This window comes from Kitasatospora phosalacinea (assembly GCF_000716545.1).
Classification (GTDB): domain Bacteria; phylum Actinomycetota; class Actinomycetes; order Streptomycetales; family Streptomycetaceae; genus Kitasatospora; species Kitasatospora phosalacinea.
Genome location: NZ_JNWZ01000003.1, coordinates 142,324 through 163,277, shown reverse-complemented (window position 1 = coordinate 163,277; position 20,954 = coordinate 142,324). Strand labels below are relative to the sequence as shown.

The window sequence follows — 20,954 nt, the reverse complement described above, 5'->3', positions numbered from 1 at the left end:
GTACAGCGGACTCATGGTTGGTCTGGACCACTGCGTCTGTCAAGACTCTTTCCAGTTCCCCGGCGAGGCCGGCCCGGAGCTTTGCCAAGCCTTGGGGATGGGGCCCTTGACGTGCCGTCGGCCCCGCCCCCGACTGCTCGGGGCGGGGCCGACGGACGGCTCGCGGCGGCGCGGATCAGCTCAGGCCGGCGCCCTTCAGCCAGCTCTTGGCGACCGCCGACGGGTCCTCCTTGTCGACCGCGACCCGCTTCATCAACGCGGTCAGTCCGGCCGTGTCGAGCTTCGCCGAGACCGCGTTCAGCGCGGCCGTCCCGGTGGCGTCCAGACCGGCGGTGTTCACCAGCGGGGTGACGTTCTGCGAACTGAACAGGTTCTTCGGGTCGTCCAGCGGCACCAGCTTCAACTGGACGATCTTCGGGTCGGTGGTGAACACGTTGCCGACCTGGATCCCGCCGTCCTTCAGCGCGTTGGCGGTGGTGTCGCCGGTCGGCTTCCACTCCTTGAACGTCAGCCCGTAGACGTCCTTGAGCTGCTGCTCGCGGCGGGACTTGAACTCCGGCGGGCCGCCGATCACCAGGTCCTGCGCCTTGCCCGCCAGGTCGGCTATCGACTTCACGCCCAGCTTGTCGGCGGTCTCCTGGCTGACCGTCAGCGAGTCCTTGTCCTCGGCTGCGGCCGAGTCCAGGATCGCCAGCCCGGCCGGCAGCTTCGCCTTCAGCTCGGTGTTCACCGCGTCCTTGCCGGTGGCCGCGGACTTGGCGTCCAGGTAGCCGAGCAGCGCGCCGTTGTACTCCGGCAGCACCGTCAGCGCGCCGGACTGCAACTGCCCGTACAGCACCTCCCGGCTGCCGACGTTGAACTTCTCCTCCACCTTCACGCCCTTGGCCTGCAGGGCCTGCGAGTAGATCGAGGCCAGCAGCACGTTCTCCGGGAAGTTCGCCGAGCCGACCACCACGGTCTTCCCGGACGCGGCACCCGCCCCGGAGGCGGAGGTGGACGGCGCCGGGGCGGGCGACTTCGCGGCCAGCGGGTCGCTGCCGCCGGAGGAGGAGCAGGCCGCCGCACCCGCCAGCAGGGCGACGGCGAGGGCGATACGGACCGGACGGGGCGTCATGGGGTTTCCTTCACGAGTGCGGGAGGGCTTGCGGGATCGTCGACGGGTACGGGTTCTTCGGTGCGGCCGGTGCGGCCGGCGCGGCGGGCCCGGGTGCGGGTGCCGGGCGGCGCGGCGAGCCGGATCAGCAGGGCGAACAGCAGTTGGACGGCCACCGCCAGCAGCACCACCAGCAGGGCGCCGCCGACCGTGGTCGGGTAGTTCCGGGTGGCCAGCCCGTCGATCACGTACCGGCCCAGGCCGCCGAGGCCGACGTACGCGGCCACCGTGGCGGTCGCGATCACCTGTACCGACGCCGTCCGCAGGCCCGCCAGCAGGGTCGGCGCGGCGGCCGGCACGCACACCCGCAGCAGCGTCTGCGGGTGGGTCAGGCCGATGCCGCGGGCCGCGTCCCGGACGTCCGGGTCGGTGCCGCGCACCCCCTCGGCGGCGGCCACCAGCACCGGCGGCGCGGCCAGCGCCGTCAGCGGCAGCAGCACCGCCGCGTCGCCGACGCCCGCCAGCAGCACCGCCAGCGTCACCAGGCCCAGCGTCGGCAGCGCGCGGGCGACGCCGGCCAGCGCCGTCACCACGAACAGGCCGCGGCCCGAGTAGCCGATCAGCAGCCCCAGCGGCAGCGCCACCAGCACGGCCAGGCCCAGCGCCTCGGCGGAGAACGCCAGGTGCTCCAGCACCCGGTGGACCACCGAGTCCGGGCCCGAGCGGTGCGCCGGGTCGGCGAAGAAGTCGTGCAGCCAGCCCAGCCAGTTCACCGCGCCACCCCCCGGGCCCACGGCGCCAGCACCCGGCGGGCCGCCACCAGCAGCAGGTCGGTGGCCAGCGCCAGCAGCGCCACCAGGGCGATCCCGGCCAGGATCGGGGTCGGGAACGTCCGCTGGAAGCCGTCCACGAACAGGTAGCCCAGGCCGCCCCGGCCGACCAGCGCGCCCACCGCCGCCAGCGAGATCGAGGACACCGCGGCGACCCGCAGCCCGCCGATCAAGTACGGCACGGACGCCGGTAGTTCGACCGCCGCCAGCCGCCGCCACGGCCCGTAGCCCATCGCGGTGGCCGCCTGCCGCACCGGCTCCGGCACCGCCCGCAGCCCGTCCACCGCCGTCGGCAGCAGCACCGCCAGCGCGTAGCACGTCAGCGGCACCATCACCGTCTCGCGGGTGGCCAGGCCGGTGTACGGGATCAGCACCACGAACACCGCCAGCGAGGGCAGCGCGTACACCACGTTGAACACCGCCGCGAGCGGCTGGTACATCCGGGGGAAGCGCGCGCAGGCCAGGCCCAGCGGCACCGCGAGCAGCAGCGCCAGCAGCACCGGGACGAGCGCGATCACGGCGTGGTCGGCCGTCAGGTCGGCCAGGTAGCCGAAGTGGTCGCCCAGCCAGCGCCAGCGGACCAGCGGCTCACCGTCCAGCATGCGGCACCTGCCCGGGGACGGGGCCGGCGGCGGCGAGCGCCTCGACCACGGCGGCGCGGCTCGCGGTGCCGACCGCCCGGCCCTCGGCGTCCACCGCGACGGCGTGGCCGGAGGGGGCGAGCAGCGCGGCGTCCAGCGCCGAGCGCAGCGAATCCCGGTCCGGGGCGAACACCGGGGCCGGGTGGCGCTCGCCACCGCGCCGCCAGTGCTCCGGGCGGCCCTCCTGGTCGAGCACCAACTCCCACGCGTCGTAGGAGGGGCGGAGCGCGGCGAGGGGGACGGCGCCGGCCGGGCGCAGGCCGAGCCCGCGCAGGCCCCGGTCGCGGCCCAGGAAGGCGGCCACACCGGCGTCCGCCGGAGCTGTCAACAAGGTGTGCGGGTCCGCCAGTTGGGCGATCTCGCCGTGCTCGCGGAGCACCACCACCCGGTCACCGAGCCGGACCGCCTCCTCGATGTCGTGCGTCACGAACAGCACGGTCTTGCCCAACTCGGCCTGGAGTCGCAGCAGTTCCTCCTGCAACCCGGCGCGCACCAGCGGGTCGACCGCGCTGAACGGCTCGTCCATCAGCAGCACCGGTGGATCGGCCGCCAACGCCCTTGCCACGCCCACCCGTTGCTGCTGGCCGCCGGAGAGCTGGGCCGGGTAGCGGCGGGCCGTCTCCGGCGGCAGGCCGACCAGCTCCAGCAGTTCGGCGGCCCGGGCCCTGGCCCGCTTGCGGTCCCAGCCGAGCAGCCGGGGCACCGTCGCCACGTTGTCGATCACCCGGCGGTGCGGGAACAGGCCCGCCTGCTGGATCACGTACCCGATGCCGCGCCGCAGCCGGGCGGCGGGCAGCGAGGCCACGTCCGCCCCGTCCAGCAGCACCCGGCCGGCGGTCGGCACCACCATCCGGTTGACCATCCGCAGGATGGTGGTCTTGCCGCAGCCGGACGGCCCCACCAGCACGGTGGTCCGGCCCGCCGGGACGTCCAGGTCCAGGCCGCGGACGGCGACCGTGCCGTCGGGGTGGCGCTTGGCGGCGCCCTCGAATCTGATCACGGAAGCGTCCTCGGAGGGTCGGCCGGAGCGGTGCTGCGACCGGCGGCTGCGGCCGGCCCCGGGCCGGCCGCAGATATCGAACAATGATCTGAATGTATCGACTGTCCGGCTTCCCGTCCCGCTCTCACCGCAAACCTTGATCCACCGAACGCGTCGTGGGCAGTCCGGCCGCCGCCCACGCCACGAAGCCGCCGTCCAGGTCGGTCGCCCGGTGCAGCCCCAACTCCCGCAGCGAGGCCGCCGCCAGCGAGGACGCGTACCCCTCCGAGCAGACCACGATCCAGCGCACGCCGTGGTCCACCGCCTCCGGGATCCGGTGGCTGCCGGTCGGGTCCAACCGCCACTCCAGCACGTTCCGCTCGATCACCAGCGCCCCGGGGATCTCCCCCTCGCGGGCGCGCTGCGCCGCCGGACGGATGTCCACCAGGCGCGCCCCGTCGGCGAGTTCGGCCCAGGCCCGGGCCGGGTCCGGCCGGTCCAGGCCCGCCCGGGCCTTCGCCAGCAGCTGGTCCACCGTCATCACCACTGCTCCGGTCCTTCCGTGGAGGTCTGCACCAGGCCGTTCGCCCGCAACTCGTAGCGCGACATCTCGCTCAGCGGCGGCGAGTACGCGTGCAGCGTCACCGCCGGGCCCTGCGCCGTGTTGCGCACGTCGTGCAGGTACTGCGGGCCGAACGCCCGCTCGCTGCCCGACGGCAGTCGGCGCACCGTCAGCCCGTGCTCCGGGCCGGCCAGCGCCAGTTCCTCCAGCTCGCCCAGCGCCACCGTGAACGCCCCGCGCGAGCCGCCGTGGTCGTGGAACCCGGTGGACTGCCCCGGCAGCCAGCTGATCAGCCACACCTCGTAGTCCTCCGCCAGCTCCAGGCGCTCGTACCAGCGGTCCTCCGCGGACAGCCGCACCCGGTGCAGCCAGCGCTCGGGGCGCTCGGCCAGGTCGCGGACGATCCGGCGCAGCGCGTTCGGGGACAGCGGCGGGCGGGCGGCGGTGCCGGGCTCGGGCGCCGGGGCGGGGGCGGTGGCGGGCGTGGTGGCGAGGTCGATGCTCATGGGTTCCTCCGGGGTGTGCCGGGGTGGCCGCCGTCACCGTCGCCGGGTGCGCGTGCGGGGGAGGGCACGGGCGGACGGCGCGCGGACGGCAGGGGAAGGGGGTGCGACTGGCGGGCGGGTGCGCGGCGCCCTGGCCGACTCACAGGGCGCGCGCGGAGGTCACGCGGAGAGCGTCAACAACAGGCACACATGTCGCTCGCCTGGCGTCGCAGATCGACGTGCAGGCGGCAGACCAGGAAGGTGCCGGGATTCATGCCGCCGATGGTTCACGACCCGGCGGCGGCCCGTCAAGTTCCGCCACGCCGAGGGTCGCATCGTGGACTTCCGCGTCCCGGTGCGTGGACATGCCGGTGGCCCGCGCTCCGGGGAGAACGCGGGCCGCCGGGGTCCGGTGGGTACTGCCTCAGTCGTCCTGGCCGGCGTTGTCCTCGGCCTGGGCGGCGGCGCTGTCCGCGGCGTCCACCTTCTGCTGCATCTGCTGCACCTGCGCGTCGTCGGCCCCGCCCCCGGACTTGCCGGAGGAGGCCGGGCCGCAGGCCGCCAGCAGGGCGGTGCAGGCCAGCGCCAGCCCCGCCAGGGCCGCGCGGGCGGCGGGCCGGCGGGTCACTTCCCGGCCGCCGGGGCGTTCTTCGCGCACCAGTCGGCCACCGCCGTCAGGTCCGCCTTGCGGGTCTGCAGCGCCGGCAACAGACCGCGGCGGAAGGTCAGCCGGTCGTTCAGGTACTTCTCGACCTCGGCGTGCCCCGCCTTGTGGGCGTCGTCCACCCGCTGCTGCAGCCGGGCCACCGAGCCGTTGACGGTGGCGTCGCCGTTCAGCCGCTCCAGCGCCTTGTCGACCCGCTCCTGGGTCTTCGGCAGCCGCTTGCAGACCGCCTTCGCCCCGTCCCCCTTCGGCGCCCCGCCCGCCGCCTGCGCGGGCCCGGCGGCCAGGAACGCGCCCGCCAACGCCAGCACCCCGACAGCGGCCGCCGTCCGGTTGATGCGCATGGGTATCCCCTTCCACTCCACTGCGGATCCGGGCCGGTTCTCCGGCCGGGCCCGAGAGTAGGGAGCCTTCTTGTGGAAACCCTGTGGAACGGCGGCCGGTCTCCGGCGCAGCCGGACGCGCCGGTGACGACCCCGAAATGCTCCGCTCCGACCCGGGGCGGGCGGCTGTGCTCGCGCGGGCCTAGCCGGGAGCGCGGTCGCTCAGCCAGTCGCGGGGGGACGGGAGCCGGGCGGCCGGGGCGTCGGGGTGCGGCAGGGGGAGGCGGACCTCGAAGCGGCTGCCCGGGCCGTCGGGGCGGTCGGTGGTGCGGGCCGAGCCGTGGTGCAGGGCGGCCTGTTGGGCGACCAGGGTCAGGCCGAGGCCGGAGCCGGGGCTGTCCGGGCGGCGGTGGAAGCGGTGGAAGACGGCGGTGCGTTCGGCGGGCGGGACGCCGGGGCCGGTGTCGTCCACGGTGAGGAGGGCGGCGCCGTCCTCGACGCGCAGGCGGATGTCCACCTCGGCGGCGCGGCCCGCGGTGCGGCCGTGCACGGCGGCGTTGTCCAGCAGGTTGGCGAGCAGGATGTGCAGGCCCGCGTCCCAGCCGAACACCCATGCCTCGGACGGGAGTTCGGCGCGGTAGGCAGTGCCCGGGTGGCGGCGGGCGGCCTCGGCGACGGCGGTGTCCACCAGCTCCGCGAGGTCGACCGGGCCGAACGCGGAGACCTCCACCAGATCGCCCCGGGCCAGCGCGGACAGCGCGGACAGCAGGTCCAGCATCCGGGCGTGGTCCCGCTGCGACTCGGCCAGCACCTCGGCGCGCTCGTCGGCCGGCAGGTCCGGGTGCGCGGCCAGCACGTCCAGGTTGGTGCGCAGGCTCATCAGCGGGGTGCGCAGCTCGTGCGAGGCCGCCGAGGAGAACGACCGGGCGGTGTCCAGGGCCTGCGCCGTCCGGGCCGCCTGCTCGTCGTACCGGGACAGCAACAGGGCGATGGCGCCGGACAGTTCGTCCACCTCGGCGGTGCCCGTCCGGGCGTGTGCGAACGCCGCGTGCCCCGCGCCCGGGTCCAGCGCGGCCGCCCGGCGGCCCAGCCGGCGCAGCGGCCGGGTGGCCCGCTCGGCGAGCGCGAAGGCGATCAGCCCCGAGAGCGGCGCCGCGACCAGCGCCACCAGCAGCACCCGCCGCCGCACCGCCCGCAGCTCGTCCGCCGGCTCCTCGGCCGGGGCCAGCACCCACAGCGTCCCGCCGGTGTTCCCGCTGTCCACCCGAACCGCCAACACCCGCCACGCGGAGCCGTTCTGGCGAATCGTCAGCGCCGTACCGCCCGGTGCCGCCGGGAGCAGCCGCGGGTCGTCCGGCTGCGAACCCGCCGAGAGCAGCACCGTGCCGTCGGCGGCGGTCAGCCGGACGCCCGCGTCCAGCGCCGCGTCCGCCAGCTTGCGCTGCTGGTTCTGCTCGGCCTTCGGGCGGCCCCGGCTGTCCGCCGCGAGCAGTGCCCGGGCGCTCGGCAGCACGGCGGCCGCCCGGGTGTTCAACCGGGCGTCCTGGCGCCGGTGCAGGTCGGCGCCGACCAGTGGCAGCAGCAACAGCCCGGCCGCCGCCACCAGGAGCGGCACCAGCACCGCCGCCCCGATCGCGATCCGCGTCGACAGCTTCACCGGCTGGCCCCGTCCCCGTCCGGGGCCCGCAGCACGAACCCCACCCCGCGCACCGTGTGCACCGTCCGGGGGCGGCCGCCGGCCTCCAACTTCCGCCGCAGGTACGAGACGAAGGTGTCCACGGCGTCGCTGCGCACCTCGAAGTCGTAGCCCCAGACCCGGTCCAGCAGCACCTCCCGGGACAGGACGATGCCCGCGTTCCGGGCCAGTTGCGCCAGGAGCTCGAACTCCCGTCTGGTCAACCGGAGTTCCTCCTCGTCCCAGAACACCTGCCGGGTCTCCGGGCGGACCCGCAGCGGGCCGACCCGGATCAGGTCCGAGGGCTGCGGCGGACGGCGGCGCAACAGCGCGTGCAGCCGCAGCACCAGCTCCTCCAGGGCGAACGGCTTCACCAGGTAGTCGTCCGCGCCCGCCTGCAACCCGGCCACCCGGTCGGCGAGTTCGTCCAGCGCGGAGAGCATCAGCACCGGGGTGTCGTCCGACCTGGCCCGCAACGTCCGGCACACCTCCGTCCCCGACGCCCCCGGCATCCCCACGTCCAGCACCAGCACGTCCGGCGGCTCCGCGTCGACCGCCGCCAGCGCCTGCGCCCCGTCCGCCGCCACCGAGACCCGGAACCCGCTCAGCCGCAGTCCGCGCTCCAGGCTCCGCCGGATCGCCGCGTCGTCGTCCACCACCAGCACCCGTCCGGCCACGCCGCTCACCTGCCGCACCTCCACCCGGCCAGCCCGCTTCCACGGGGCCACGACTCTCGCACAGGTGGATGCGCGGGGAGAGGGCGGGGGTTGCGGGGGAGGTGCGGTCAGGTGGCGCAGGTGCCGGTGTGGTGGCGCAGGAGGTCGTCGACGAGGCGGCGGGCGTCGGCGGCCTCGACCGGGCCCAGGTTGAGGATGACCCGGAAGTACAGGGGCGCCAGCAGGTAGTCCAGCGCCTGGCCGAGGGTGGGCGCCGTCTCGCCCCGCTCCTCGGCCCTGGCCAGGACGGTGGCCAGCTGCTGTTCGCGCGAGGCCATCCGGGGGGTCGGGCCGGGGCAGGTCGCCGACTGACCGACGGCGTGGCGCAGCAGCGCCCGGACCTCCGGCGTGGTGACGGCGGCCCTGGTCCGTTCGGCCCACTGGAGCAGGTCGGTGCGGAGGTCGCCGGTGTCCGGCGGGGGGTCCTCCGGTGCCAGCCGGGTGGCGGTGACGTCGGCCAGCAGGCCGTTGAGGTCGCCCCACCGCCGGTACACGGAGGTGGGGTTGACGCCGGCCCGGGCCGCGACGACCGGGATCGACAGCGGCTCGGCGCCGTCCTCGGCGATCAGCTCGGTCACGGCCCGGTGCACGGCGGCGCACACCCGCGCGCTGCGGCCGCCCGTGCGGCGGACGGGTTCGGCCGGGACCGGCTCCGGTGGCTGGCTGTTCACGCCCCCATGGTAGGGCTCCCGCGGCGGGGCTCCCAAGTTAAGGCAAAGAGATTCGCTTTAGCGTCGGCGGTCGCTTAGCATGCACTAAAGCCAACCCTTTTGACTTAAGGGGCCGTGCTTCCGGTCACCCGACCGGCCTGCCATCGAGGTTTCCATGCCGAACTCCCGCCGGCTGACCCGCACCCCGGCCTTCTGGCTGGTCGCGGCAGCCCTGCTGCTCCTGACCTTCGCCGCCGCCGCACCCTCCCCGCTCTACGTCGTCTACCAGGCCGCCTGGGGCTTCTCCTCCGGCACGCTCACGGTGATCTTCGCCGTCTACGCGGTGTTCCTGCTGCTCGCCCTGACCACCGTCGGCCGGCTGTCCGACTTCCTGGGCCGCAAACCGCTGCTCTACGGCTCGCTGCTCCTGGAAGCGGGAGCGATGCTGCTGTTCACCACGGCGGACGGCGTCGGCCCGCTGCTGGTGGCCCGGGCCGTCCAGGGCTTCGCCACCGGCGCCGCGACCGGCGCCCTCTCCGCGACCCTCGTCGACCTGCAACCGCAGCGCTCCCCGGGCCTCGGCGCCCTCATCAACGGCGTCGCCTCCACGCTCGGCCTGGCCGTCGGCGCCTTCGGCTCCGGCCTGCTGGTGCAGTACGGCCCCGCTCCGCGCGTCCTCGTCTTCGCGCTGCTCGCCGCCGGGTTCCTGCTCGCCGTCGCCGCGCTGACCCTGGTGCCCGAGACCGCCGAACGGCGCCCCGGCGCCCTCGCCTCCCTGGTGCCGCGGGCCCGCGTCCCCCGCCCGGCCCGCCGCGCCTTCCTCGCCGCGACCCCGGCCCTGATCGCGGTCTGGTCGCTCGGCGGCCTCTACCTCTCGCTCGGCCCCTCGCTCGCCGTCGGCGTGCTGCACCTGCGCAACCACCTGGTCGGCGGCCTGGTCATCACCACCATGACCGCCGGCGGGACGCTCGGCTCCCTCCTGCTGCGCGGCCGCCCCGCCCGCACGGCCCTGCGGTTCGGCTCCACCGCGCTGGCCCTCGGCGTCCTCGGCACCCTGGCCGCCCTCGGCGCCCACAGCACGCCGTTCTTCTTCGCCATGACCGCGCTGGCCGGCCTCGGCTTCGGCGCGACCTTCCTCGGCGCGCTCTCCGGCGTCGCCCCGCTGGCCGCCCCCGCGGAACGCGCCGAACTGTTCGCGGCCGTGTACGTCCTCAGCTACCTCGCCTTCAGCGCCCCCGCGGTGGTGGCCGGCTTCACCTCCCCGCACCTGGGCCTCCTCACCACCGCCACCGGCTACGGCGTCGCCGTGGCCTGCCTCGCGCTGCTCTCCCTCGCCACCACGTTCGCCCGGACCCCGGCCGCCGCCCCGCCGGCCCCCGTGGCGGCGGCGCCGGTGCGTCCCGCGGAGGCCCGGGGAGCGGCGTGCCCGGCCGCCGAGGGCCGCTGACGGCCGGAGCACGGGCGGGGGTGCCGTCGTAGGCGACGGAGCCGCGGGAACCGTCGCCCCCGGGGCCCCCGCCGCTTCGCGTTCGGCTCGTGGCGGCTGCGGTGGCTGCCGGTGCGCGGCGGCTGTGGTGCGCGGTGGCTGCGGTGTGCGGTGGCTACGGTTCGTCGTGCCAGGAGAAGGCGGTGATCCGCCAGCCGTCCGGGGTGCGGGCGAACTGGAAGGTCTTGGTGCCGGTGCCCTCGTACGGTTCGCCGTCGAGCAGGCCGGACTTGCGGTAGGTGCCGATCCGGCAGGCCACGCCGTCGGCGGTCTCGGTGCGCTCGCTGGTCTCCCACTCGTGGAAGTCGGTCAACCGGCCGTCGGAGAGCAGGAGTTCGCGCGGGACGATGAACTCCTCGAGGGTGTAGGAGGCGTAGCGGGGGGAGGTCACCACGATGACGCTGTCGGGCAGCATCAACCGCCGGAGCCGTCCGACGTCGGCCGGACCGCCGTGCCGGTTGTCGAAGGCGGCGAAGAACTCGGCGGTGAGGCGGTCGAGTTCGGACTTGGCGGGGGAGTCGGTCTCGGGCACGGGGTGAACGGTAACAGCGGACGGGCGGGGGCGACAGGAGGAAACGGGGTTGCCGGTCCTTACCCGGCGGTCGAGAATCCGGCGCATGACATCTGTGATCAGGCACGTGACCATCGACAGCCTCGACCCCTACCGCCTCGCCTCGTTCTGGTCGGAGGTGCTGGGGCAGCCGCTGAGCCCGGACGACTTCCCGGGAGACCCGGAGGCCCTGATCGAGGGGGCGGGCCTGCTGTTCGTGACGGTGCCGGAGGAGAAGGCGGGCAAGAACCGGATCCACTTCGACCTCCAGCCGCAGGAACGGACCCGTGACGAGGAGGTCGAGCGCCTGGTCGGCCTGGGCGCCGCGCTGGTGGACGACCGGCGCCGGGAGGACGGGACGGGCTGGGTGGTCCTGGCGGACATCGAGGGCAACGAGTTCTGCGTGGAGCGGAGCAAGGGGGAGCGCGGCGACTGACCGGGGGCGGAACGGGGGTGAATCCTTTTCGGCGGGCCGTGCCTCTTATGGGCATCACGCCGGACGGTGAACGCGGGCACGGGAACGGACGCGGGCGCCGGGCGGCACGGGCAAGCCTGGAGGAACCATGATGGTCGTCGTCGCGGTCGGTGCGGGTGCGGTGCTGCTCTGCACCTGCGTGCTGGTGCTCAAGCGGAAGCGGGGGAGCCGTGGTTGAGACCGCCTGGCCCGGTGAGGAGGTGATCCGCGCGGCGCGCGGCGGCGACCGGGAGTCGCTGGCCGTCCTGGTCGCGGGGGCGCACCCGAACGTCCGCCGGTTCGCGCACTCGCTGTGCGCCAGCCCGGAGGACGCGGAGGACGCCGCGCAGGAGGCGCTGATCGTCCTGTACCGGCAGATCGGCATGCTGCGGGCCAGTGGCGCGCTCGCGTCCTGGCTGTTCCGGATCGTCCGCAACGAGTGCCTGCGCCGGATCAGGGCGCCCCGGCCGGTGACCGCCGAACCGCCGGGCCGGGCGGTGGAGGTGGCGGACTCGGCGGAGCAGGAGGCGTTGCGGCGGCTCGACACCGAGCGGGTCGCCGCCGCGATCGCGGCGCTGCCCGCCGACCAGCGCCGGGTGCTGATCATGCGCGATCTGCAGGGGCTCGGCGGGCGGGCGGTCGCCGACGCGCTCGGGCTGAGCACGGCCGCGATGAAGTCCCGGCTGCACCGGGCCCGGGCGGCCGTCCGGGCCGAACTCGCCGACCTCCCGGGCGGTGTGCGGTGACCGGGCGGTGGGTGAAGGGCGGTGAGCGCGCGGCGGGCGGGCGGTCGGACTTCGCGAGTGCCTCGCTGCCGCGTCACCTGCTGCGCGGCGCGGTCGGGTTCGGGGCGATCGCGGCGGGTCTCGGTCTGCTGCCGGTGCTCGGCGCGGTGGTGCTGCTGCTCGTTCCGGTCGGGCTGCTCGCCCTGCGCGGCTGTCCGATGTGCTGGGCGATCGGACTGCTCCAGACCGTCTCCCGGGGGCGGTTGCGGCGCGACTGCGCGGACGGCCGGTGCAGCCTCGCGGTCCGGACGGAGGGGCGGTAGCGGGCGGATCATCGGATGAGCGCAGGGATCCGCCGGGTGGGGGAACGGCCGACGGTTCTGCGCCGCCCGGCCCGGACGGTCGACCAGACTCGTCCCCGTCGGGCGGCCCGCACCGGACGGACCCGCACCGGACGGACCCGCTCCGGACGGGCCCGTACCGGACGGGCCGCACCCACCGGCCCGGCGCGCCCGGACGTCCGGCGTGCGCGCCGGACGCACGCACCCGAGGAGGATCCCGCCATGAGTTCCGCCGCGAGCCCCGCCGCCGTGCACCGCCCCCCGGCCGGACCGCTCCCGGCCGGACCGCTCACCGAACTGCTCGAACGGGTCCCCCTGCCGTCGCTCCACCCGCACGCCGACGCGCTCCGCGAGGAGGCCGAGCACTGGCTGACCGGCACCGGCCTGCTCGACCGCGAGGGCGTCGAACGGCTCCTGGAACAGGGCCACTTGGAGCTGGCCGCGCGCTGCTGGGGCGACCTCCCGCTCGGGCCCGCGCTGCGGGCCGGCACCCAGTGGCTGCTGCTCGGCTGGATCCTCGACGACCGGTTCGACCGGCACTGGCTCGGCGACGCGTCCGACGAGGCCGACCGCACCGTCCGCGAACTCGCCGCGCTGCTCGGCCCGGAACTCGTCCCCGGTACCGCCCCGCCCGTCCCCGCGACCGCCCTGGCCCGGGCGTTCCGCACCCTCTGGCAGGACAGCATCGCCCTGGCCGGACCGTCCTGGCGGGCCCGCCAGACCGCCGACTTCCGCAGCTACCTGGAGAGTTCGCTCGACTTCCTGCGCCTGCGCGGCGCCACCCCCACCGTCTCGCAGTACCTCTCCCACCGCGACCAGGACGGCGCCGTCCGCTGCGCCACCGGCACGGTCGAGCTCGTGCACCGCCTCGACCTGTCCGCGCAGTTCCACCGCCACCCCCAACTCGTCGACCTGCGCGCCAGGTTGGACCACCTGATCGGTTGGGCCAACGACCTGTGCTCCTACCGGGTGGAGAACGCCGCCGGGCACGGCAACAACCTGCTGAGCGCCCTGGAGGTGCACGAGCGGCTGCCCCGGGACACCGCCGCCGCCCGGGTCACCGCCCTCTGCGAAGCCGAGCTCACCACCCTGGAGTTCCTCGCCGAGGGCATCGCCCGCGGCTCCCACTGGCCGCCGCAAGTGCGGTGCTACGTGCGGGCGTTGGTCCGATTCGCGCACGCCATGCTGCACTGGACGGCGACCACCGCCCGCTACCGTCCGCAACCCCTCCCGCCGCCCCGGGGCCGCGCGTAGGCCGACGGCGACGAGCGGTGGCGCCGCCCCGGCCCGGAAGCCGTCCCCCCATCCCGGAAGCCGCACCCCGGCCCGGAAGCCGCCCCGGTCCGCCGGTGGCCGGAACCGCGCGGTGCGGGGCGCGCGTCCCCGGCCGTGACGGGCGCGCGGGGTTGCCCGGCGACGCCGTAGGGCAGGAGAACGCCATGTCAATCCTCAGTTGGATCATCCTCGGGCTCCTCTCGGGAGCCATCGCCAAGCTCCTGCTGCCCGGGAAGGATCCGGGCGGCCTGATCGTCACCACCCTGATCGGCGTCGCCGGGTCCTTCATCGGCGGCTGGCTGTCCTCGGAGATCCTGCACAAGTCGGTGGACGTCGGCTTCTTCGACCTGCCGACCTGGATAGCCGCCATCGCCGGCGCACTCGTCCTGCTCATCGCCTACCGGCTGGTGTTCGGCAAGTCCCGCGACTGACCGGGCCGTCGGAGGACTCCGACGGCCCGGCCCGAGCCCCCGCCACCGCCCGGTCACGGCGGGGGCAGGGGCTCCTGCGCGTCCAGCCGGCGGGCGGGGACACCGCCGGGACCGGTGCGGGCGGCGACCACGCCGCCCGCGACGGCGCGGGTGGTGTCCGTGTCGCCCCAGCCGGCCGGGGTCCGCCACAGCGCCTCGGGGAGGCCCCCCGGCCGTCGAACAGCTCGGCGGTGACCGCGGCGTGGCCTGCTCCGCCCCGCCCCGCCCCGCCCTGCACCGCCCGCAGCGCCCGCTGTGTCGACGGTCCGTGCTTGCGGTGCGGGAAGGCCGGGTACTCGGCCGTGAACTCCCTTGCCGGCGTGGCTGGTTCGACCTCGTCGCGGTCACGCGGGCGCCGGGCGGACGGTCCGGGCCGCGAGCTCCGTCGGGGCCTGCCCCACCGGCGGGTGGACCCAGCGGTCGCCGAACGCGTCGCCCAGGGCCGGCCTCAGTCAGCCCCAGCCAGCCCCCGCAGGCCGGTGGCGGCGGACGGCGCGAGGGGCCGGAAGGCGGGCCCTGGAGCTCCAGGGCGGGAAGAAGGACTGGTCGGGGCGATCGTCCCGGTCGGGGACGAACGTTCGCCGACGGATTTCCCGGACCGGGCCGTCCGCGCGCCACCGCCCGCCACCGTCCGCGCGCCACCGCCCGCCACCGTCCACGCGCCACCGCCCGCCACCGTCCGGCACCGTCCGCCCGCCACCACCCGACTGGTACCAAAGGCTTATCCGCGGTCACCCATCGGACGGGGTTCGCTCGATCGTGGGCGGTTCGTGCTGCCGAACCGCCCCCGTGGGTCCAAGGTGGGAGCAGGACGCACTCGGAAGACCGCGTCCCGCTCGTCGTGCCAGGCTCCGGCCCGTGCGCGGGCCCGCCGGACGCCGTCCGCCGGGCCCGCGCCCCCGGACCCGCCGCGACGCGCTGAGCGGCAGGCCACCTCGCAGGGAGACGAACCGATCTTCTAGGCTCGCTCATCGGTCCCCTGCCACGGTGCCCGTCCGCGCCGAGGAGCGGAGACCGACGTCCCCGGGCCCCGGGCCGAGCCGGAGCCGCGGACCGAGCGAGGAGGACGCAGTGTTGCCCAACCCCAGGACGCACCGTACGTCGCGACCGAACCCGACGCCGCGCAGGAGCCCCCGGCCGCTCGCCCCACCGATACCACCGGATGCCGTGCGACCCGCCGGAGGTGAACGGTGAGTCCCCATACGGTGAGCCCCCGCCCGGTCGCCCCCGAACCGCATCCCGCCGGCACACCCGGCACACCCGTCGCGCCACCGGCCGCCGACGCCGCCGGAACCAGCGACAGCACTGAACCGTCCGCCGCCACAGCGGCGTTGACCCCCACCGCCGCCCTGCCCGGCCTCCCGCGCACCCTCACCAAGCGCGCCCGGACCCTCGCCGCGGCCGTCCGCAAGCGCTGCGCCGACCTGGCCGGGATCGAATCCCCCTCCGGCGACGCGGCCCGGCTCGACTCCCTCGCCGAAGAACTCGCCGCCGGGTACGGCGCGACCGGCGCCACCGCCGTCCGGCAGCGCTGCGACCACGGCGACCACCTCGTCCTGGACTGGCCCGGCCAGCAGGAGGACCTCCCGCACCTGCTGGTGGTCGGCCACCACGACACCGTGTGGCCGGTCGGCACGCTCGCCGACTGGCCCGTGGAGGAGCGCGACGGACGGCTCACCGGCCCCGGCGTCCTCGACATGAAGGGCGGACTCGCCCTGCTGGAAGGCGCGTTCGCGCTCCTCGCCGACCTCGGGCAGCGGCCGCACCGGCCCGTCCGGATGGTGATCGTCTCGGACGAGGAGGTCGGCAGCCCCGACGGCCGCCGCCAGGTCGAACGCCACCTGCGCGGCGCCGCCGCCGTCCTCGGACTCGAACCCGGGCACCCCGACGGCCGGCTCAAGACCGCCCGCCGCGGCTCCACCCGCGTCCGGCTCACCGTCACCGGGCGCGAGGCCCACGCGGGCAACGACGCCGCCGACGGCGTCTCCGCCATCGACGAACTCGTCGACCAGTTGATCGCCGTCCGCGGCCTCGCCCGCCAACCGGGCACCGAGCTCAACACCGGACGGATCCACGGCGGCACCCGCGCCAACGTCATCGCCGGACGCGCCGAAGCCGAACTCGGACTGCGCTTCGCCACCACCGAGGCCCAGCGCCGCACCCTCGACACCCTCGCCCACCTCACCGCCAACCGGCCCGGCGCCGACGTCCGCACCGAGGTCCTCTCCAGCCGCCCGGCCTGGCCCGAGCGCACCGGCAACCCGCTGCTGCGCCACGTCCGCTCGCTGGCCGCCGCGCTCGGCCAGCACCTCGACGGCGCGCCCGCCGGCGGGGCGGGCGACACCAACCTGGCCGGCGCGAGGGGCCTGCCGACCCTGGACGGCCTGGGCGCGGTCGGCGCCGGCCCGCACGCCCGCCACGAACACCTGCGCATCGACCAACTGGGCCCCCGCATCGCGCTGCTGGCCGCGCTGCTGGCGGTACCGCTGCCCCGCTTGCGCGAGCGGTAGGGGCGCGGCAGGACGTGCGTCCAGGGGCCCGCCGTTCCCCGGGCCCCTGGACGCACGTGCTTGTCACGGCGCTGCCCCTGTGTACAGAATGGAACCGACCGAACGGTCAGTCGGGAGGTGGGTCGTGGAGGCGCAGTTCGAAGCGGTGATCGCCGCGGACGCGCGGGTGGAGCCGCGGGACTGGATGCCGGAGGCGTACCGGGCGACGCTGGTGCGGCAGATCGCGCAGCACGCCCACTCGGAGATCATCGGCATGCAGCCCGAAGGCAACTGGCTGACCCGGGCGCCCTCGTTGCGGCGCAAGGCGATCCTGCTGGCCAAGGCCCAGGACGAGGCCGGGCACGGGCTGTACCTGTACGCGGCGGCCGAGACCCTCGGCGTCGACCGGGCCGAGCTGACCGAGAAGCTGATCGACGGGCGGCAGAAGTACTCCTCGATCTTCAACTACCCGACGCTGACCTTCGCGGACGTCGGCGTGATCGGCTGGCTGGTGGACGGCGCGGCGATCTGCAACCAGGTGCCGCTGTGCCGGTGCAGCTACGGGCCGTACGCCCGGGCGATGGTGCGGATCTGCAAGGAGGAGTCGTTCCACCAGCGGCAGGGCTACGAGCTGCTGATGACCCTGATGGCCGGGACGGACGCCCAGCGCGCCATGGTGCAGGACGCGGTGGACCGCTGGTGGTGGCCGTCGCTGATGATGTTCGGCCCGCCGGACGGGGCCTCGCCGAACAGCGAGCGGTCGATGGCCTGGCGGATCAAGCGGCACAGCAACGACGAGCTGCGCCGGCGCTTCGTCGACATGACCGTCCCGCAGGCCGAGCACCTGGGCGTGACGCTGCCCGACCCGGACCTCGCCTGGAACGAGGAGCGCGGCGGCTGGGACTTCGGCGAGCCGGACTGGTCCGAGCTCCAGCAGGTGATCAAGGGCGACGGCCCGTGCAACGCGCAGCGGATCGAGCGGCGCCGGGCCGCCCACGAGGACGGCGCGTGGGTGCGCGAGGCGGCCTCGGCGTACGCGGCCAAGCAGCCGGCGAGGGAAGGGAGTGCGGGATGAGCGGGGAGCGGGCCTCCTGGCCGCTGTACGAGGTGTTCGTGCGGCCCCGGCGCGGGCTGAACCACGTGCACGTCGGGTCGCTGCACGCGGCGGACGACAAGATGGCGCTGCTCGCGGCGCGCGACCTGTACACCCGGCGCAACGAGGGGGTGAGCCTGTGGGTGGTCCGTTCGGACGCGATCACCGCGTCCAGCCCGGACGAGCAGGACCCGTTCTTCGCGCCGAGCGGCGACAAGGTCTACCGGCACCCGACGTTCTACCCGATCCCCGAGGACGTCCCGCACATCTGACTGGGCGTCAGAAATCGAGCAGGGAAGGCGACATGAGCGACGACCACGTGTACCTCTCGCTGGCCGAGGCGGGCCCGGGGCCGGACGGCGAGGCCCGCTGGGCGTACGGCACGGGGTTCGCCGACCCGCTGCTGGGAGTGGACGCCGCGCCGCCGGTCGGCATCGATCCGGCCGACCTCGCCGCGTACTGCCTGATGCTGGGCGACGACGCGCTGGTGCTGTCCCAGCGGCTGATCCAGTGGATCACCCGGGCGCCCGAGTTGGAGGAGGAGGTGGCGCTCGCCAACCTCGGCCTCGACCTGCTCGGCCAGGCCCGCCGGCTGCTCACCCGGGCCGGACAGCTCGACGGCAGCGGCCGCGGCGAGGACGAACTCGCCTACTGGCGCGAGGAGTCCGCGTACCGCAACGTGCGGTTGGTGGAGCTGGAGAACGGCGACTTCGCGCAGTGCGTGGTGCGGCTGCTGCTGTTCGCCACCGCCCGGGAGGAGCTGTACCGGCGCCTGGTCGGCCACGCCGACCCGGTGCTGTCGGCCGTCGCGGCGCTCGGCGTCAAGGAGTTGGCGTACCACCGGGAGTACGCGGCCGCCTGGACGGTGCGGCTCGGCGACGGCACCGAGGAGTCGCACCGGCGGATGCGGGCCGCGCTGGACGCGCTCTGGCCGTGGCTGGAGGAGCTGTTCACCCCGCACGAGGTCGAACTCCGGCTCGGCGTCGACCCGTCGCCGCTACGCGCACCCGTACTGGCCGCCCTGGAAGGGGTGCTGGCCGAGGCGACGCTGCCCGTCCCCGAGGTGGTCGGCCGGGCGTACGTGAACGGCCGGGGCGGGCGGCACGGGGTGCACACCGAGGCGATGGGGCCGCTGCTGGCGGAGTTGCAGGTGGTGGCCAGGGCGCACCCGGGGGCGACGTGGTGAGCACCGTGCTGGAGCGGGCCAGGGAGGTCGCCGCCGCCGTGCCCGACCCCGAACTGCCCATGCTCACCCTGGCCGACCTGGGCGTGCTGGCCGACGTCGAGGAGACGGACGGCAGGGTCACGGCCTGGCTGACGCCCACCTACTCGGGCTGCCCGGCCGTCGCCGAGATGGCCGCCGACGTGGCCCGCCGGCTGCGGGCCGCCGGGTTCGCGGAGGTCGAGGTGCGGTTGCGGATCGACCCGCCGTGGTCCAGCGACCGGATCAGCGCCGAGGGCCGCCGCAAGCTCGCCGAAGCCGGCATCGCGCCGCCCGCCCCCGGCGGGGCGCCCGGCGGACTGCTGCGACTCGGCCCGACCAGGCGGGCGGTGGCCTGCCCGCAGTGCGGGTCCGAGGACACCGAGGAACTCTCCCGGTTCGGCTCCACCGCCTGCAAGTCGCTGTGGCGGTGCCGCAGTTGCCGCGAACCCTTCGACCGGATCAAGGAGATCTGATGGCCGTCCGCCGCCCGCGGTTCCACCCGCTGCCGATCGGCGCCCTGGAACGGCTCTGCGAGGACGCCGTCGCGGTCACCTTCGACGTCCCCGCCGAACTGGCCGAGGAGTTCGCCTTCCGTCCGGGCCAGAGCCTCACCCTGCGCCGGATCGTCGACGGCGCCGACGAACGCCGCTCCTACTCGCTGTGCTCCCCGGTCGGCGGCCCGCTGCGGATCGCCGTCCGCGAGGTGCCCGGCGGCCTGTTCTCGCACTGGCTGGTGAGCGGGGCCGAGACCGGCGAGGTGGTCGAAGTCCTGCCCCCCGCCGGGGCGTTCACCGCCGACCCGGCCGAGCCCGGCCGGCACGTGCTGATCGCGGCCGGCTCCGGCATCACCCCGATGCTCTCCATCGCGGCCTCCGTCCTGGCCGGGCACCCCGACTCCGAGGTCACCCTGCTGTACGGCAACCGGCGCAGCGACACGGTGATGTTCGCCGACGAGCTCGCCGACCTCAAGGACCGCTACCTGCGACGCTTCCAGCTCGTCCACGTGCTCTCCCGGGAGAGCCGCGACGCCGAACTGCTCAGCGGCCGGCTCGACCCCGAACGGCTCACCGCCCTGCTCGGCGCCCTGGTCGACGTGCCCGCCGTCGACCACTGGTGGCTGTGCGGGCCGTACGGGATGGTCACCGGGACGAAGCGACTGCTGGCCGAACTCGGCGTCCCCGCCGGGCGGGTGCACCAGGAGCTGTTCCACGCCGAGGACGAGCGCCCCGAGGAGCGGCACCCCGAACCCGAACCGGACGCCGCCGCCAGCGAGGTCACCCTCGTCCTCGACGGCCGCTCCAGCACGCTCGCGCTGCCCCGGGACCGCTCCATCCTGGACGGCGCCCAACGCGCCCGCCCCGACCTGCCGTTCGCCTGCAAGGGCGGCGTCTGCGGCACCTGCCGGGCCCTGGTGTGCGACGGCAAGGTCGAGATGCGGCGCAACTTCGCCCTGGAGGAAGCCGAGTTGGCGGCCGGCTACGTCCTCACCTGCCAGGCCCGGCCGGTCTCCGACCGGGTGACGGTCGACTACGACCGCTGAGCGGGCTCAGCGCGGGCGGCCGCCGCGTCGATCAGGGCGGCCAGCTCGGCGGGCCGGCTGAACATCGGCCAGTGGCCGGAGTCCAGGTCCACGTACTCGACCCGCTCCATCCGGGACACCTCCGGGGCCGCGCCCGCCGCGATCCACCCCCGGACCTCCTCCGGGGAAGCCTCGGCGCACAGCATCGTCACCGGCACGCCGAAACGCCGCTCGTCCGACAGCCGGACCGGCGCCAGCGCGACACCCTCCGGCACGGGGACGGCGCTCGCCTCGAACCGGGCCCGCGCTGCCTCGTCCAGGTCCGCGCTGGTCGGCCCCTCGAACGGCTCCCACCCCGGGAACGGCACCACGCCGTCGACCACCGGGAACAGGTCCGCGTACGGGTGCCCGTCCTGGTGCGGGAACCCGTCCACCAGCACCAGCCCCGCGACCCCGCCCGGCCGGGCGTCCACCGCCATCCACCCCAGCGTGCAGGCCGCCGAGTGCGCCACCACCAGCGGCTTCCCCTCGGCCGCGTCCACGGCGGCCAGCACCGCAGCGAGCTGCTCCGCCAGCGTCGCGTCCGCCCGCCCGTCCCCCTGCCCGGGCAGGGTCAGCGGCACCGGTCGGTGGCCGCGTCCGACGAGAGCGGGCGCGACCGCGTCCCAGGCGGTGGTGCCGTTCAGCCAGAGGCCGCCGATCAACAGGACGTCCATGGGAGTCCCCTCCG

The 20,954-nt window shown here is 75.4% G+C and carries 25 protein-coding genes; 12 read left to right on the top strand and 13 right to left on the bottom strand.

The genetic code is table 11. From position 1 onward, the window contains the following. Nucleotides 1–175: 175 nt before the first annotated feature. From OO48_RS02730 to OO48_RS02680, 11 genes are all read right to left on the bottom strand, one after another. Complete coding sequence (locus OO48_RS02730; protein ID WP_033212370.1) at nt 176–1,114, bottom strand: ABC transporter substrate-binding protein; 939 nt, start codon at nt 1,112–1,114, stop codon at nt 176–178. Next, nucleotides 1,111–1,866: an ABC transporter permease gene (locus tag OO48_RS02725; protein WP_033212513.1), complete on the bottom strand. Its 756-nt coding sequence runs from the start codon at nt 1,864–1,866 to the stop codon at nt 1,111–1,113. Before OO48_RS02725 ends, OO48_RS02730 begins: the two co-directional genes overlap by 4 nt. Then, the gene (locus OO48_RS02720) at nt 1,863–2,525 is read right to left on the bottom strand and encodes an ABC transporter permease (protein WP_033212368.1); all 663 of its coding nucleotides are present in this window, start codon (nt 2,523–2,525) and stop codon (nt 1,863–1,865) included. Before OO48_RS02720 ends, OO48_RS02725 begins: the two co-directional genes overlap by 4 nt. Further along, nucleotides 2,512–3,564, bottom strand: coding sequence for an ABC transporter ATP-binding protein (locus tag OO48_RS02715; protein WP_033212366.1), 1,053 nt, complete (start codon nt 3,562–3,564; stop codon nt 2,512–2,514). Before OO48_RS02715 ends, OO48_RS02720 begins: the two co-directional genes overlap by 14 nt. Nucleotides 3,565–3,688: 124 nt before the next feature. Then, nucleotides 3,689–4,084, bottom strand: coding sequence for a rhodanese-like domain-containing protein (locus OO48_RS02710; protein ID WP_033212511.1), 396 nt, complete (start codon nt 4,082–4,084; stop codon nt 3,689–3,691). Continuing rightward, the gene (locus OO48_RS02705) at nt 4,084–4,611 is read right to left on the bottom strand and encodes a cysteine dioxygenase (protein ID WP_033212364.1); all 528 of its coding nucleotides are present in this window, start codon (nt 4,609–4,611) and stop codon (nt 4,084–4,086) included. The genes OO48_RS02710 and OO48_RS02705 overlap by 1 nt, the downstream gene beginning before the upstream one ends. 403 nt (nt 4,612–5,014) lie before the next feature. Then, the gene (locus OO48_RS02700; RefSeq protein ID WP_033212362.1) at nt 5,015–5,218 is read right to left on the bottom strand and encodes a hypothetical protein; all 204 of its coding nucleotides are present in this window, start codon (nt 5,216–5,218) and stop codon (nt 5,015–5,017) included. Beyond that, nucleotides 5,215–5,598, bottom strand: a complete 384-nt coding sequence (locus OO48_RS02695; RefSeq protein ID WP_033212361.1) for a hypothetical protein — start codon at nt 5,596–5,598, stop codon at nt 5,215–5,217. The genes OO48_RS02700 and OO48_RS02695 overlap by 4 nt, the downstream gene beginning before the upstream one ends. 181 nt (nt 5,599–5,779) lie before the next feature. Continuing rightward, nucleotides 5,780–7,234 (bottom strand): sensor histidine kinase, encoded by a 1,455-nt coding sequence (locus OO48_RS02690; RefSeq protein ID WP_033212359.1) that lies wholly within the window; start codon nt 7,232–7,234, stop codon nt 5,780–5,782. Beyond that, the gene (locus OO48_RS02685; RefSeq protein ID WP_051731668.1) at nt 7,231–7,929 is read right to left on the bottom strand and encodes a response regulator transcription factor; all 699 of its coding nucleotides are present in this window, start codon (nt 7,927–7,929) and stop codon (nt 7,231–7,233) included. Before OO48_RS02685 ends, OO48_RS02690 begins: the two co-directional genes overlap by 4 nt. A gap of 107 nt (nt 7,930–8,036) precedes the next feature. Beyond that, nucleotides 8,037–8,639: a TetR/AcrR family transcriptional regulator gene (locus OO48_RS02680; RefSeq protein WP_033212358.1), complete on the bottom strand. Its 603-nt coding sequence runs from the start codon at nt 8,637–8,639 to the stop codon at nt 8,037–8,039. 154 nt (nt 8,640–8,793) lie between these two features. Between OO48_RS02680 and OO48_RS02675 the strand changes: the two genes are divergently transcribed. Further along, complete coding sequence (locus OO48_RS02675; protein ID WP_063830594.1) at nt 8,794–10,065, top strand: MFS transporter; 1,272 nt, start codon at nt 8,794–8,796, stop codon at nt 10,063–10,065. 154 nt (nt 10,066–10,219) lie between these two features. On the opposite strand, the gene OO48_RS02670 is transcribed toward OO48_RS02675, so the two are convergent. Further along, entirely contained in the window at nt 10,220–10,636 is a 417-nt protein-coding gene (locus tag OO48_RS02670) for a Cif family virulence factor (RefSeq protein WP_033212357.1), read from the bottom strand. A gap of 85 nt (nt 10,637–10,721) precedes the next feature. Between OO48_RS02670 and OO48_RS02665 the strand changes: the two genes are divergently transcribed. The 11 genes from OO48_RS02665 (at nt 10,722) to paaE (ending at nt 20,245) form a co-directional block, all read left to right on the top strand. Further along, complete coding sequence (locus OO48_RS02665) at nt 10,722–11,090, top strand: VOC family protein (protein WP_033212356.1); 369 nt, start codon at nt 10,722–10,724, stop codon at nt 11,088–11,090. Between the two features lie 209 nt (nt 11,091–11,299). Continuing rightward, a complete protein-coding gene (locus OO48_RS02660; RefSeq protein WP_033212354.1) occupies nt 11,300–11,854 on the top strand; it encodes an RNA polymerase sigma factor in 555 nt (184 codons plus the stop codon). Nucleotides 11,855–11,865: 11 nt separating this feature from the next. Continuing rightward, entirely contained in the window at nt 11,866–12,156 is a 291-nt protein-coding gene (locus OO48_RS02655) for a hypothetical protein (protein ID WP_033212507.1), read from the top strand. A gap of 240 nt (nt 12,157–12,396) precedes the next feature. Then, a complete protein-coding gene (locus tag OO48_RS02650) occupies nt 12,397–13,428 on the top strand; it encodes a terpene synthase family protein (RefSeq protein ID WP_033212352.1) in 1,032 nt (343 codons plus the stop codon). 185 nt (nt 13,429–13,613) lie between these two features. Beyond that, nucleotides 13,614–13,880, top strand: a complete 267-nt coding sequence (locus tag OO48_RS02645) for a GlsB/YeaQ/YmgE family stress response membrane protein (protein WP_033212350.1) — start codon at nt 13,614–13,616, stop codon at nt 13,878–13,880. A 1,370-nt stretch (nt 13,881–15,250) separates the two neighbouring features. Next, nucleotides 15,251–16,429: a M20 family metallopeptidase gene (locus OO48_RS02640; protein WP_209439418.1), complete on the top strand. Its 1,179-nt coding sequence runs from the start codon at nt 15,251–15,253 to the stop codon at nt 16,427–16,429. A gap of 88 nt (nt 16,430–16,517) precedes the next feature. Then, nucleotides 16,518–17,483, top strand: coding sequence for a 1,2-phenylacetyl-CoA epoxidase subunit PaaA (gene paaA, locus OO48_RS02635; RefSeq protein ID WP_033212348.1), 966 nt, complete (start codon nt 16,518–16,520; stop codon nt 17,481–17,483). Next, complete coding sequence (gene paaB, locus OO48_RS02630) at nt 17,480–17,773, top strand: 1,2-phenylacetyl-CoA epoxidase subunit PaaB (protein ID WP_030913761.1); 294 nt, start codon at nt 17,480–17,482, stop codon at nt 17,771–17,773. Before paaA ends, paaB begins: the two co-directional genes overlap by 4 nt. A 32-nt stretch (nt 17,774–17,805) precedes the next feature. Then, nucleotides 17,806–18,687, top strand: a complete 882-nt coding sequence (gene paaC / locus OO48_RS02625) for a 1,2-phenylacetyl-CoA epoxidase subunit PaaC (RefSeq protein ID WP_033212343.1) — start codon at nt 17,806–17,808, stop codon at nt 18,685–18,687. Further along, the gene (gene paaD / locus OO48_RS02620; RefSeq protein ID WP_033212341.1) at nt 18,681–19,178 is read left to right on the top strand and encodes a 1,2-phenylacetyl-CoA epoxidase subunit PaaD; all 498 of its coding nucleotides are present in this window, start codon (nt 18,681–18,683) and stop codon (nt 19,176–19,178) included. The genes paaC and paaD overlap by 7 nt, the downstream gene beginning before the upstream one ends. After that, the gene (gene paaE / locus OO48_RS02615; protein WP_051731653.1) at nt 19,178–20,245 is read left to right on the top strand and encodes a 1,2-phenylacetyl-CoA epoxidase subunit PaaE; all 1,068 of its coding nucleotides are present in this window, start codon (nt 19,178–19,180) and stop codon (nt 20,243–20,245) included. The genes paaD and paaE overlap by 1 nt, the downstream gene beginning before the upstream one ends. Here paaE and OO48_RS02610 read toward each other — a convergent pair. Further along, entirely contained in the window at nt 20,233–20,940 is a 708-nt protein-coding gene (locus tag OO48_RS02610; protein WP_033212340.1) for an alpha/beta fold hydrolase, read from the bottom strand. The two genes, paaE and OO48_RS02610, sit on opposite strands and share 13 nt — an antisense overlap. Nucleotides 20,941–20,954: the final 14 nt, after the last annotated feature.